This window comes from Pseudomonas sp. CBZ-4 (assembly GCF_000346755.1).
In the GTDB taxonomy this organism is placed as follows: Bacteria; Pseudomonadota; Gammaproteobacteria; order Pseudomonadales; family Pseudomonadaceae; genus Aquipseudomonas.
Map to the genome: position 1 here is coordinate 1 of NZ_ANNV01000156.1, position 13,263 is coordinate 13,263.

A 13,263-nucleotide genomic window follows, 5' to 3' on the forward strand; every position below is an offset into this window, starting at 1 on the left:
CTGACCGTTACCGATCCAGAAGGCCTGAACTCCAAAGGTTCCGATCAGCCAGTGGTCAACGTGCACAACGACGTGCCGGTCATCACCGTCACCGCCAACACTCTGGAAGAGAACTCGGTCACCACGGGCACCGTCGCCGGTACCTTCGTTGCGACTGACGAAGAAACTCCACGTGCTGGCCTGACGATCACCTTCACTGGCACTAGCAACGCTGCCGGTTACTACGCGATCTCCGGCAACAACGTCGTGCTGACCAAAGCAGGCGCGGACTTCGTCAACGCCGGCAACCAGCTGCCGAAGATCGACCTGACTGTCGCTGACCCAGAAGGCCTGAGCTCCAACAACAACGCTCAGCCAGTGGTTAACCTGCACAACGACGTGCCAGTGATCACCATCACGCCGACCACCATCGTTGAAGACACCGCCAAGGTCGGCACCGTGGCCGGTACCTTCGTTGCGACCGACGAAGAAACCCCACGTTCGGGCCTGACCATCACCTTCACCGGCACCACCAACGCGAGCGGCTACTACAGCATCTCCGGCAACAACGTGGTGTTGACCCAGAAAGGTGCTGATTTCGTCAACGCCGGCAACCAGCTGCCGAAGATCGACCTGACCGTTACCGACCCAGAAGGCCTGAACTCGCATAACGTTGCGCAGCCGACGGTGACCATGGTCGACGACACCCCAACCGCCACCAACGGCAGCATCCAGAGCAACGAAGACACCCCGGTCGAACTGACCTGGGCCACCTTCGGCGTCAAGGATGAAGACTCGGCGAACCCGAAAGTGGTGTTCACCGCGCTGCCTGCCGGTTCCATCGAGTACAACGTCAACGGCGTGTGGGTGAAGCTCACCACGGCCGATCTGGCAACCGCCACGTCGGCCGGCAAGGCCTTCAGCCAGGCGGACTTCGATAACCACAACGTACGTTACAGCCCGGCGGAGAACGAATCCGGCGACAGCAGCTTCGGCGGCACTGGCGTGGGCAACAAGCAAGGTCACTACACCGAACTGAAGTTCCAGGCCACCGACGGCAACACTAACAGCGAAACCAAAACCATCACCGTGGATATCCATCCGCTGGCGGATGCGGGGGTTGTGACCGTGACTCAGGCCGGCGCTGCGGCGCAGGGCCTGGTGATCCAGACCTGGACGGGCGGCAACCTGCCGACCGCGTTGGGCACCAACGGTAATGGCGTGGTCAAATCCGACGACCTGATCAAGGTCATCGACGCCAAAACCGCAGCCAGCGCTGTGTCCACCGGTGTGATCCACACCGTGGCCAACGACAATGTGACGGCCACCACCGCGACCAAGGTCTCGGGCCTGATCTACCTGGAAGCTGGCAAGAGCTACACCTTCACCGGTACGGCCGACGACAGCCTGGCAATCACCGTGGGCGGCAAGCTGGTTGCGACCGAAACCTGGAGCAGCGGCAGCGCGATTACCGGTTCGGCCTACACGCCGACCGAGTCGGGCTACTACACCCTCGACATCTACCACTACAACCAGGCCGGCGCGGGCAACTACAACGTCAATGTGTCGATCAACAACGCCCCGTCGGTGTCGTTGAGCAGCAGTGGCATCCAGACCTACACCAGCATCGAGGCGTTGAAAGCCGCCGGTGCGGTGCTGGGCGACAGCCATGTGGTCAATGGCGAGGGTTACTACACCGGGTACGTCTACAACAGCGGCCTGGAAGACACCGTCATCAAGGTCAGCCCGATTACTGCCACGTTTGCCGATAACGACGGTTCGGAATTGCACAAGGTGGAAATCAGCGGCCTGCCGAAAGGCACCGTGATCACCGACGGCACCACCGGCCACACCTACACCTCGACCGGCACGGGCACGCTCTACGATGTCAGCACCTGGAACCTGAAAACCCTGACGGTCACGCCGGTCAAGGATTCCACCGGTACCTTCGACCTGACCGTGAAGGCCACCTCCACCGAGCAGAGCACCGGTGAAACCGTGACGTCGAGCGGCAAGGTGAGCATCGTGATCACCCCGGTCAACGACGCCCCAGTCCTGGACTTGAGCACTGCGGACGGCGCTCTCGCCACCGGCTACAGCACCTCGTACACCGAGCGCTCCGACGCTGGCGTGGCGATCACTGGCAGCGTGGGCATTGCCGACGTCGACAGCACCCAGATGCAAAGTGCGACCATCACCCTGAAAAACGCCAGCTCGGGCGATCAGCTCAGCTCCAGCCTGATTGCGGTGGGCGGTACTTACAAAGGCGTGACCTTGACCAGCGTCGGTACCGACGTCAGCGGCAAGATCGTGCTGACGCTCTCGGGTGCAGCGGATTCGGCCACTTACAAGATGCTGCTGGAATCGTTCCAGTACTCCAGCACCAGCAAGTACCCGACCACCGGTGATCGTCTCATCGACATCTCCGTGAAGGACAGTGCCGGTTCCGACAGCTTGAGCTCGTCGGTTGCCACCAGCACCATCACGGTCAAGCCGCAGGTCTACACCTTGAACCTGGAAGGCGGCGCGGGCGCCGATACCATCGACCTGGGTTCCAGTTCGGCGAACAACATTGTGGTTGGCGACAAAGGCGGTATCACCACGCCGGGTACCAACTACAACATCGCGTTCCTCGTCGACACCTCGGGCAGTATCGGTTCCAGCGCCATGAAGTCGATCAAGGATCAGCTCTCGAGCATCTTCGATACCTTGATTGCCAATGCCGCGACTAAAGATTCGGGCGTTGTGAAAGTGCTGCTGGTGGACTTCGACACCCGCGTTCAGTCTGAAGTCTCGGTCAACCTGGCCGACAAGACCGCCGCCAAGGCTGCCTTGCAGGCCGTGTTGAACCAGATGGTGTCCAATTCCAGCGACATGACCAACTACCAGGACGCGTTCAAAGCGGCCTCGGATTGGTTCAAGAGCAGCGACGCCACCAGCAACGCCGGTGCGAAAAACCTCACGTACTTCATCACCGACGGTTCGCCGAACGTGTATACCGACGTGCAGGGCAACCCGTACCTGGGCTATAGCGGCGGCAACAAGGGCTCCAGCGTTTACTTTGACAGCATGGTGAACAACTCCAATTACGTCCTGGGCCAGAGCAGTCCGGTCTACGCTGTGATCAATGGCAACTGGCGGATGATTGTCGATAGCAGCGGTAAGGTTTACTCCTACGACAGCCGCGGCTACTCGAACTATGAAGGTACGGTTGTGGCCAACAGCAATGGCGGCTTCGACGTTGCTGCGGTCTACAACAACTCCAGCACCGCACTGGCAAACGCCAAGACGGCCTACAGCGATCTGGTCAACTCGGTGCCCGACAAAGTCGTGGTCGAGGCGATCGGTCTGGGTTCGAGCATCGATAGCACCGTGCTCAAGCAGTTCGATACCGACAAGGTGGTTTCCACCATCGACACCGAGAAGCTGGCAGACGCCATCACCGGCCACACCGCCGATGCCGGCGCGGACAACGTTTCCGGTGGTTCGGGCAACGACATCCTGTTCGGCGACCTGATCAGCTACAAAGGCCAGGAAGGCAATGCGGCACTCAAGGCCTTCGCTGCCGAGAAGCTGTCGACTACGCCTGACCTGATTGACGATCGCACCTTGCACCAGTACATCACTGAGCATGTGCAGGACGTCGGGGCCTTGGCCAACGCGTCGAACATCTACGGTACCAACGATGGCGCCGACACCCTGCTGGGTGGCGCAGGCAACGACATCCTGTTCGGCCAGGGCGGCAACGATACCCTCAATGGCGGTGCCGGCAACGACATCCTGGTGGGCGGCAAGGGCAATGACATCCTGACCGGCGGCGCAGGTGCCGATACCTTCGTCTGGCTCAAAGGCGATACCAACACCAGCGGCGGCTTTGATCGCATCACTGACTTCAAGCACAGCGAAGGCGACAAGCTGGACCTGTCCGACTTGCTGCAAGGCAATACCGACAGCAACTTGGATAAGTATCTGAAGCTGACCACCGACTCGTCGGGCAACTCGACGCTGAGCGTGAGCAGCAGCGGTTCGTTTACCACCAGTGGCGGTACGGCCGATGTGACGATCAAGGTCGATGGCGCGAACTGGGGCAACGGCAGCAGCGCGATCAACAACCTGATCGCCGGTGGCGACCTGACCGTCAAGCACCACGACTGATCACCACCGGGGCGGCAATCTTTCGGGATTGGCGCCCCAGTGGCATCGGCTTCGGGGAAATGTGTGTAATCTCTGTGGGCGTCGTGCGCGGCGCCTGCAGGGATTTTTTATTGGGAGAACGCTGATGTTCTACGTGCAACGCGATCAAAACAACGCTTTGGTACGCGTCGAGGCGCAGGCCTACGCGGAAGCCACCGAGACGCTACCGGCGGACCATCACGAGATCCAGGCGTGGTTTGCCGGCGATGAGATCGAAGACAGCCTCAAGCAGCTCAAGAACAGTGACCTTGAGATGATTCGAGTGCTCGACGACTTGATCCAGGTGCTGACATCCAAAGGCGTGATCCGCATCACCGACTTGCCGCCGGCGGCACAGGCCAAGTTTCTGGAGCGGACCCAGGCCCGGGCGGCGCTGGGCGGCTTGAGTGAACTGATCAATGACGATGAAACCGGCCTGATCTGAACACGCCACACCTCCTTTACGGCATCCGCGTCAAGGAGGCATGAGGCTTCGATGTTTTACTTCCAGGGCGCCGGTTCACCGACCAGTTGGCCTTGTACCCCTTCGACGCCCATCTCGCGGATTACCCGCAACTCACCCTCGGTTTCCACGCGCTCGGCAATCAACGGCAGGTCAATGCTGTGGGCGGCCCGTTGGATGGCTTCGATAAAGATGCGCTTGTGGCTTTCCTGGTCAATGGCGCGGATGTAACTGCCGTCGATCTTGAGGTAGGCCAGGCCCAGGTTCGCCAGGTTGCCGATCATGCTGAAACGCCCACCGAAGCGCTGCAGGCCAAGGCTGTAGCCGAGGCTGCGCATGCGCCGCAGCATCACCTCAAGCTGGGTTTGCTCGGGCACTTGCTCTTCACCGATTTCCAGGATCAGGCGCGGCCCCAGTGCCGGGTGCTGGGCCAGTCGTTCGAAGATCTGCTCCATGGCCTGCGGGTCGTTCAACGTGGCGGCGGAAAGGTTCAGGGCCACTGACTGGTTGTGCTGGGCCAATTGCTTGATGACCAGATCGAGCATCACTTGGTCGAGGCGCGCGGTCCAGCCGAAGCGCTCCAGCCACGGCAGGAAGTGACCGGCCGCGATGGTCTGGTCCTCGTTGTCGAGCAGGCGCGACAACACCTTGTAATGCAGCACTCGCTGGGTATCGCTGCTGCTCACCACCGGCTGGAAGAACAGGCGGAAACGCCCTTGCTTCAGTGCGTGGTCGAGCAGGGTATGCCAGCTGTGCGGGTCATCGCTGACGGTGCCGGCGGTCTGGTGCTCCAGGCACACCCAGGTCTGGCCGCTGCTGGCTTCCGCCTGGGCCAGGGCCTGGTCGGCCAGCATCAGCAGGTCGGCCGAGGCGTCGCCGGGGTTGTACGGGGCCAGGCCGATATAGGCCACGGTGGGCATGTCGGTGGCGCCGGTTTCGTGCAGGCTTTGCAGGGTGGTTTCCAGCTCCTGGGCCAATTGCCGGGCTTCGTCACGCACCAGGCCTGGCGCGAGCACCGCGAATTCACCGCCACGGCTGCGGGTGATCAGGTTGTGGGTTTCCGGGTATTTTGCGCAGGTGCGCACCAGTTGCTGGCTGACGGCTTGCAGCAACTGGTCGGTGCGTTGCCCGCCGAGGCGCTGGTTGAGGCCGCCGAGGTCGTTGACGCGCAGTATCAGCAGGTAACCGGAGCTGGGCTCTTCCAGGTTGCTGACGCGGGAGCTGAGCTGCATCTCGAAATAACGCCGGTTGGCCAGGCCCGTCAGGCTGTCCTGGTAGGACTCCACGCGCAGTTTCTCGCTGCGTTCGGTCTGCTCGTGGAACAGTGCCTTGAGCTTCTCCACCATCTGGTTCATGGCTTGCACCACGCGGCGCAATTCCGGGGTGCGCGGCAGGTCGGGCAGGCTGAGGAATTCACGCCGGGCAATGGCGTGGGATTGCTCGACCATATAGTCCAGCGGCCTGAGCTGACGCCGCAGCAGCAAGGCCCCGAGGATCGCACTCGCCGCCCCGCACAGCAGCAGCCAGCCGAGGCTGCCCAGGGCGCTTTGCCAGAGTTTGGCCAGGGCGAACATCGGGTGGCTCACCACCTCCACGCGCGCCGCCTGCTGCCAGCCACGGCTGACGATGGCATCGCCGCCGGCCGGCGCGAGGCCGATCATCTTCACGAACCAGGCCGGCACGCCATTGGCGTCGGGCTCGGCAGAGCGTTCCACCAGCACCTGGTCATTGCTCAGGTCGATCACGCGGATGCTGGCGTAGTAGCCACTGTCAAAGATCGAGCTGACCATCAGTTCGGTCATCGCCGGGTCGTCGATGTTCGGCGTCAGCGACAGCGCCAGCGCGGTGGCCGCGTCCTGGGCGTGGGAGCGCAGCTGGTTGACGTACTGGGTACGCGAGCTTTCCAGGCTGACCACGAAGCTACCGCTGAAGGCGACCACGAGAAACACACAGATAGCGATCAGCAATTGTTTGAACAGTGACATCGTAGCTCCTGTTAATTATCCGAACTGGCCGGAAACCCTTCGGCGGTCATTTTCTTCAAGACATCCTGCCAGCGCGACAGGCGCTTGGTGTCACCGACTTTCTTGTTGCCCGCCGCCCCGGTCAGCCACAACCCTTCACCGTTGAACGCGTAGACCGGCAGCAGGTCGGTGCGCTGGCTGGCGGGCAGGATCGGGTCCATCAGGCTGTCCAGGACCAACGGCATGGCTTCGGGGCTGGCGTAGTAGGTCAGCACCATGTGCGCGCGGTTCTGGCGCAAGGCCTTTACGTAGGTAATGCGCAGCTTGTCGGCCGGGATGCCGAGGTTACGCAGGCTGAAGTATTTGGCGATGGCGTAGTCTTCGCAGTCACCGGCGCCTTTCCACAGGGATTGAATGGGGGTCGCCCAGTAATCAATCTCGTGCCACAGGTCGATATCTTCTTCGTACTTCATCTGCCGGTTGAAGAACAGGTTGACCACTTTGAGTTGCTCAAGCTCGCCGATTTGCCTTTGCGTCGACAGCAGGTTCTGCCAGGCATCGATGCGTTGGCGCCCGGCGCCGAGTGGGCCATAGAGCGCCTCGGCGCGACGGCTGATCTGGCTGAAATCCCAATCGGCATGCAAATCGCCCAGCAGCCCGCCACCCAGCATCAGCGTGATGGCAAAACCGAACAGAATCCGGGGGATTTTAAAGCGTATCGCCACAGCTATACCCGAGCTTGCAGCCTGGAAGGTGCGGCAATGGTGCGGTGATAGCGGGCAAAAAACAATGGCACGGTGAAATCACGGGGCCAGAAATAACGGGATTTAAACGTCAGTAAATTGGCTGTTTTCCGCTCGTCCGAAAGAAGGCTGAGAATATCACCAAAATAATGACACCCCCTGATCTCTGTCACAAAATGGCCCAACGACAGCGCCTACAAAAAGACTGCGGTAAGCCCCTTGTTTTCTTGCCGACCTCCCACGTCTTTAAACGCGCCGTGAAGGAGCTCCGGCCATGAGCCGCACTGATGATCTGTTTGCCTTGTTCGGCAAGGGCGTGTCCCGCGACCCGGAAGGGCGCAACGCTCGACTGCACTTTTTCGGCACCATCCCCTTCGACGATGGCACTCGCGTAAATGCGAAGGACGGTTCGCGCTTCAGCGCCAACACGCCTTATGCCTACGAACACACCCTGCCTTTTGATTCGAATGCGCCGCACCCCAAGGTGCTGGCCGTGGTTTCCGTCAATGGTGGCGTGGGCCGCAGTACCCTGGTCACGGCTCTGAGCAGCGGTTTGCAGCGCCTGGGCGAGTCGGTGGTGGCATTGGACCTCGACCCGCAGAACGCCCTGCGCCAGCACTTTGGTGTGGGCCATGAGCTACCGGGTATCGGCCGCACCAGCTTGATCAATGCGCAATGGCAGAGTGTCTTGCAAGCGGGGTTTGCCGGTTGCCAGGTGATGCCCTTTGGCGACACCGATGTGCAGCAGCAGGAAAACCTCCAGCGCTGGCTCACCCGCGAGCCGACATGGCTGGCGCAGCGCCTGTCGGTGCTGGGCTTGAGCGAGCGCCAGACGGTGATCATCGATACCCCCGCTGGCAACAATGCGTACCTGCACCAAGCACTGAACGTCGCCGACATCGTGCTGGTGGTGGTCCAGCCGGACGCTGCCTGCCTCGGCACGCTGGACCAGATGGAGGCCTTGTTGGCGCCTTACCGTGAGCGCCATCACCCGCCGCGTTGTCACTTCGTGATCAACCAGTTGGATGAGCATTCGGCGTTCAGCCTGGACATGGTCGAAGCGTTCAAGCTGCGCCTGGGTGAACAGCTGCTGGATGTCGTGCACCGCGATCTGTCCTTCAGCGAAGCCCTGGCCTTTGGTTCAGACCCGCTGGATAACGTGGGCCAGAGCCTCGCCAGCGACGATATCAACGAGCTGTGCCGGGTGCTGACCAGGGCAAAAAACACGCCTTGAGCGGGCGCGTTATAGGCAGGATGCCAGATGCTTATGCACAATTGGTTGGTTGCTGACGGGATTAAACAGCGATTCTGTGGATCTGTTCTCAACACGTCGCAACTACCTGTTTTACGTGTGTTTTATTTTGTGAACAAAAAATGATCAGCCTGGCTTTTGGCCGCTAACGCAGACGGCTACAGGCGCTGTAAAGAATTCATCAACAGAGTTATCCACAGGCTTGGGTGCGACAATCTTGCCCTCTAATCGCGCTCGGCAAGCACCATCAAGTTGCGCGGCGTCAATGCCGCTTCGCAAAAGATGCCGACATCGACCCTGTAGCCGTTTTCGCGCAGAAACAGTGCCCGATCCAGCACCAGCCATAGCTCCAACGGGCGCCGAAACAGACCACGCAGCAATTCCAGGTTTCTGACCTCGGCAAGTCGCCGCCAGCCGTGCGCCTCCAGCGCCAGCCAATCCTGCCTGCCTGTGGATAACCCTTTGAGCGCCGCCAGTTCCCGGCAGTAGTCGGCGAAGGGTTTATCCAGCCAGGCACTGGGCAGTGAAGGGGTGGGCAAGTAGTCGTCACAGCCGCGCAGTTGCCGTTGCAGGTGATCGAAGCCCAGGCGCCGCGCCATGGAGATGTCGCGCTGGCGGCGCACGCGGGCGCCGGCGGTGACGGTTTCGCTGAGGGGCAGGCCAAGGTCGTCGATCGACAGCTGCAATGCCGACGCCTGGCCTGCGCTGGACAGTGCTTGATAACGCTCTGCGCCGATGCGGTTGTAGCAGCAGGGCGCCACGGCCAGTTGCTTGCAGCCGGCGCTGCTGGCCAGTTGCAGCAGGCGCACGTGCAGGTCACCGCAGGCGTGCAGGGCAACGGGCGTGTGCTCGGCGCTGAGCGTGACGTCGGCCATCACATCTTGCAGGCGATGGGTCACGGGCAGGCCGTGGTGTTCGCTCAAGGCCTGGCCGGCGGCGATCAGGGCGGGGTCATATTCCAGGCAGGTCAGGTGTTGCCCGGTTTGCAGCAGGCGGCGGCCGAGGTGGCCCTTGCCGGCGCACCAGTCCAGCCAGTGTGTCGGCGTTGCGGCAAATCCCAGCGCCGCGCCGAAGGCTTCGATCTGTTGCCATTTGCGCCCGGGCACATCGACATTCAGGCGATGGCGGGCGGGCTCAAGGGGCATGGTCGGTAACTTATCCACAGCACCGAGCGCCAACGCCTGGCTGGCCAGCTGTGGAAAAGGTGCGGGCGCGGGTAAGTCATGGGGATGGTTGTGGGCGGTTTCGGCGTCGGCCAACGAACGTTGGCGCAGCCACTGGGAGAGCGCGGGGTGTTCGGCTTCCCAGGGTAATTGCCGGTGGGTGAAGGGCCGTGGTCGCCACAGCCCTTGGTGTTCGATCAGGAATGTATCCAGCGCTTCAAAGCGCGCTTCAACGTCCCTGGCACGCATCGACGCGCAGCCAGCGTTCCAGCAGCTTGAAGCCGCGCACCAGGATGTAGGCCATCAGCAGGTAGAACAGGCCAGCGGCAAAGAAGATCTCCACCGGCAAGTAGGTGCGGGCGATGATCGTACGGGCCATGCCGGTCAGTTCGAGCAAGGTCACGGTACTGGCCAGGGCGCTGGCCTTGAGCATCAGGATCACTTCGTTGCTGTACGCCGGCAGGCCGATGCGCGAGGCGCGCGGCAGGATGATGTAGAACAGCGTCTTCGGCTTGGACATGCCCAGGGCGCGCGCCGCTTCGATCTCACCCGGCGGAATGGCCTGGATCGCGCCGCGCAGGATCTCGGCGATATAGGCGGCGGTGTGCAGGGTCATGGTGGCGGTGGCACACCAGAACGGATCGCGCAGGTACGGCCACATGAAGCTCTCGCGCACCGCATCGAACTGCGCCAGGCCGTAGTAGACCAGGAACAGCTGCACCAGCAGCGGCGTACCCCGGAAGAAGAAGATGTAGGCGTAGGGCAGGGCGCTCACATACCAGCGCCGCGAGGAACGGGCGATACCCAGCGGAATCGCCAGCAGCAGGCCGGCGATCACGGCGATGGCCACCAGCTCCAGGGTCAGGATCGCGCCCTGGGCGAGCTTGGGCAGCCACTTGATGATCACGGCCCAGTTCAGGCCCAGGTCGAAATGCGCCAGCCAGCTGTAGTCGCCGCTCATTGGGTGCTCCTTGCAAAGCCGCGGGCGGCGCGTTTTTCCAGGAAGTGCATGGCGGTCATCGCCAGGACGGTGAGGCCCAGGTACATGAAGGCCGCGACCATGAAGAAGGTGAAGGGCTGCTTGGTCACGGTCACGCCGATCTGCGCGTGGCGCATGATTTCTTCCAGGCCGATCACCGAGACCAGCGCGGTGTCCTTCATCAGGATCATGAACAGGTTGCCCAGGCCCGGCAGGGCGATACGCCACATCTGCGGCATGATCAGGCGGGTGAAGATGCGAAACTTCGACAGGCCCAACGCCACGCCGGCTTCGCGGTGGCCCTTGGGAATGGCGAGGATCGCGCCACGGAACACTTCGGTGGCGTAGGCGCCAAAGCACAGGCCCAGGGCGATGACCCCGGCGGCAAAGGCGCTGAGGGACAGGTCGGGGTTGCCGAAGAACTCGCCGAGGGCACGCATCAGGTTGACCGTGCCGAAATAGATCAGCAGCACCCACAGCAGTTCGGGAATGCCGCGAACGAGGGTCGAGTACGCGCCGCCAAGCCATTGCAGCGGCTTGTACGGGGACGTCTTGGCCAGGGCGCCGGCCAGGCCGAGCACCAGCCCCAGGCACAGGGCCGTGAGCGCCAGTTTGACGGTCATCAGCGCGCCAGCGGCAAGCGCGGGGCCGAATCCGTAGAGATCGAAATTCATGGTGTTTTCATATCGCAAGGCATTGCTAAAAGCCGACGCGCTCTAGTGAGCGCGTCGGGCATACCGTTCAGATCATTCGATGCTGAAAGGGAAGTACTTGTCGTTGATCTTCTTGTAGGTGCCGTCTGCCTTGATCTCTGCCAGGGCTTTGTTCAGGCGCTCGCGCAGCGGATCGCCCTTGCGGACGGCGATGCCGATCTTGTCGCTTTCCACCACCGGGTCGCCCTTGAACTCGTAGGCGGAACCGTCTTTGCTCTTGAGCCATTCGTACTGCACGTACTTGTCGGCGAGCATGCCGTCGAGGCGGCCCGAGGTCAGGTCGAGGTAGGCATTTTCCTGGGTGTCGTAGAGCTTGGCGGTGGTGTCCGGCAGCTCGTCTTCCAGGTAGGTACCGGCCAAGGTCGCGCGTTGGGCGCCGATGATCTTGCCCTTCAGGTAACCGGCGTCGGTCTTGAAGTCCTTGGTGGCTTTCGGCGCGATGAACTGCAGCTTGTTGGAGTAGTACGGGTCGGTGAAGTCGACGGCCTGCTTGCGTTCATCGGTGATGGACAGCGAGGACACCAGGAAGTCGAACTTCTTGGCGTTCAGGGCCGGGATGATGCCGTCCCAGTCGGACACGTACACTTCGCACTTCTCGACTTTCATCTTGGCGCACAGGGCGTCGCCGATGTCCTTGTCGAAGCCCACGACGTTGCCGCTGGCGTCTTTATTGTTGAAGGGCGGGTAAGCCGCTTCGATCCCCATCTTCAAGGTTTCTGCCATGGCCGTGGCGCTGAACGCCATCGAGACGGCCGCAGCCAGAAGGAATTTTTTATAGTTCTGCATGCATGTTGCTCCGTTAGCGGTTGCTGGACATGAATTGTTTGCAGCGCGCCGAAAGCGGGTTTTCAAATACCTGCTGTGGCGATCCTTGCTCTTCGACCAGGCCCTGGTGCAGGAACACCACTTCACTGGACACCTGACGGGCGAAGCCCATTTCATGGGTGACCAGCAGCATGGTGCGGCCTTCTTCGGCCAGTGCGCGGATCACATTAAGTACTTCCTGAACCATTTCCGGGTCAAGGGCCGATGTGGGCTCGTCGAACAGGATGACTTTAGGCTGCATCGCCAGGGTGCGCGCGATGGCGGCCCGTTGTTGCTGGCCACCGGACAATTGCGCGGGGTAGGCGTGGCGTTTGTCGCTGATGCCGACCTTGGCCAGCAGGGCTTCGGCCACTTCGATGGCTTCGGCCTTGCTCTGGCCGAGCACACGGCGCGGGGCCTCGATGATGTTGTCGAGGATGCTCATGTGCGGCCACAGGTTAAAGTTTTGAAACACAAAACCGATTTCGCTGCGCAGGCGGTTGATCTGCTTGCCGTCGGCGGCCATCAGCTCGCCGTTTTTCGCAGCCTTGAGCTTGAGCTCTTCGCCGGCGACCAGGATCTGGCCCTGGTGCGGGTTTTCCAGCAGGTTGATGCAGCGCAGGAACGTGGACTTGCCGGAACCGGAGGAACCCAGGATCGAGATCACATCGCCGTCGCGAGCGGTCAGCGAGATACCTTTGAGTACCTCCAGCTCACCATAGCGTTTATGCAAGTTGCGGATTTCAAGCGCGGGCGTGGCCTCGGCCATGTGCGGTCCTCATTGTGTTCGTTGCGTGCTTGCTGTTGGGCCGCCTTCCTGGCGAGGCGCCAAGCTAGCATAGCGTTTGAATGACAGCCAACAGCGCTGCGGACGGTTAACAGGTGGTCTGCGGCAGGGTGTCGCATCGGCACAGCAGCGTGTCGCGCCATCTACAACCGAACAGCCGTTTGAACCTGTAAACCGGCAGGCTTCGCGTAAAAAAGGGCGCGATGGTGCCAGCTTTGGCCGGGGGTTGGAAGGGTCAATCGG

10 protein-coding genes are annotated in these 13,263 nt (G+C 61.6%); 3 read left to right on the plus strand and 7 right to left on the minus strand.

Annotated features, from left to right (window positions below):
* Both B348_RS0122730 and B348_RS0122735 read left to right on the plus strand, forming a co-directional pair.
* Positions 1-4,134, plus strand: a 4,134-nt coding sequence (locus B348_RS0122730; RefSeq protein ID WP_017738334.1) for a type I secretion C-terminal target domain-containing protein, incomplete at its 5' end; no start/stop codon positions are given.
* Between the two features lie 124 nt (positions 4,135-4,258).
* Entirely contained in the window at positions 4,259-4,597 is a 339-nt protein-coding gene (locus tag B348_RS0122735) for a hypothetical protein (protein WP_017738335.1), read from the plus strand.
* Positions 4,598-4,653: 56 nt separating this feature from the next.
* Here B348_RS0122735 and lapD read toward each other — a convergent pair whose 3' ends face one another.
* Positions 4,654-6,600, minus strand: coding sequence for a cyclic di-GMP receptor LapD (lapD, locus tag B348_RS0122740; RefSeq protein WP_017738336.1), 1,947 nt, complete (start codon positions 6,598-6,600; stop codon positions 4,654-4,656).
* An 11-nt stretch (positions 6,601-6,611) separates the two neighbouring features.
* Positions 6,612-7,304, minus strand: coding sequence for a cysteine protease LapG (gene lapG, locus B348_RS0122745; RefSeq protein ID WP_017738337.1), 693 nt, complete (start codon positions 7,302-7,304; stop codon positions 6,612-6,614).
* A gap of 292 nt (positions 7,305-7,596) precedes the next feature.
* On the opposite strand from lapG, the gene bcsQ reads away from it, so the two are divergent.
* Complete coding sequence (gene bcsQ / locus B348_RS0122750) at positions 7,597-8,556, plus strand: cellulose biosynthesis protein BcsQ (protein ID WP_017738338.1); 960 nt, start codon at positions 7,597-7,599, stop codon at positions 8,554-8,556.
* A 242-nt stretch (positions 8,557-8,798) separates the two neighbouring features.
* Here bcsQ and B348_RS0122755 read toward each other — a convergent pair whose 3' ends face one another.
* From B348_RS0122755 to B348_RS0122775, 5 genes are all read right to left on the minus strand, one after another.
* Positions 8,799-9,986: a methyltransferase gene (locus B348_RS0122755; RefSeq protein ID WP_017738339.1), complete on the minus strand. Its 1,188-nt coding sequence runs from the start codon at positions 9,984-9,986 to the stop codon at positions 8,799-8,801.
* Positions 9,967-10,656 carry an ABC transporter permease gene (locus B348_RS0122760; RefSeq protein WP_025999969.1) on the minus strand — a complete coding sequence of 230 codons (690 nt, stop codon included), beginning with the start codon at positions 10,654-10,656 and terminating at the stop codon, positions 9,967-9,969. Before B348_RS0122760 ends, B348_RS0122755 begins: the two co-directional genes overlap by 20 nt.
* 38 nt (positions 10,657-10,694) lie before the next feature.
* Complete coding sequence (locus B348_RS0122765) at positions 10,695-11,390, minus strand: ABC transporter permease (protein ID WP_017738340.1); 696 nt, start codon at positions 11,388-11,390, stop codon at positions 10,695-10,697.
* Positions 11,391-11,462: 72 nt separating this feature from the next.
* Entirely contained in the window at positions 11,463-12,215 is a 753-nt protein-coding gene (locus B348_RS0122770) for an ABC transporter substrate-binding protein (protein ID WP_017738341.1), read from the minus strand.
* Positions 12,216-12,228: 13 nt separating this feature from the next.
* Positions 12,229-13,002, minus strand: coding sequence for an ABC transporter ATP-binding protein (locus B348_RS0122775; protein WP_017738342.1), 774 nt, complete (start codon positions 13,000-13,002; stop codon positions 12,229-12,231).
* Between the last annotated feature and the right edge of the window lie 261 nt (positions 13,003-13,263).

Bases quoted from the DNA above. Each gene is read 5' to 3' on its own strand.
- B348_RS0122775 (WP_017738342.1), bottom strand. From the start codon at position 13,002: ATGGCCGAGGCCACGCCCGCGCTTGAAATCCGCAACTTGCATAAACGC.
- B348_RS0122765 (WP_017738340.1), bottom strand. From the start codon at position 11,390: ATGAATTTCGATCTCTACGGATTCGGCCCCGCGCTTGCCGCTGGCGCG.
- B348_RS0122755 (WP_017738339.1), bottom strand. From the start codon at position 9,986: ATGCGTGCCAGGGACGTTGAAGCGCGCTTTGAAGCGCTGGATACATTC.
- bcsQ (WP_017738338.1), top strand. From the start codon at position 7,597: ATGAGCCGCACTGATGATCTGTTTGCCTTGTTCGGCAAGGGCGTGTCC.
- lapD (WP_017738336.1), bottom strand. From the start codon at position 6,600: ATGTCACTGTTCAAACAATTGCTGATCGCTATCTGTGTGTTTCTCGTG.
- B348_RS0122770 (WP_017738341.1), bottom strand. From the start codon at position 12,215: ATGCAGAACTATAAAAAATTCCTTCTGGCTGCGGCCGTCTCGATGGCG.
- B348_RS0122735 (WP_017738335.1), top strand. From the start codon at position 4,259: ATGTTCTACGTGCAACGCGATCAAAACAACGCTTTGGTACGCGTCGAG.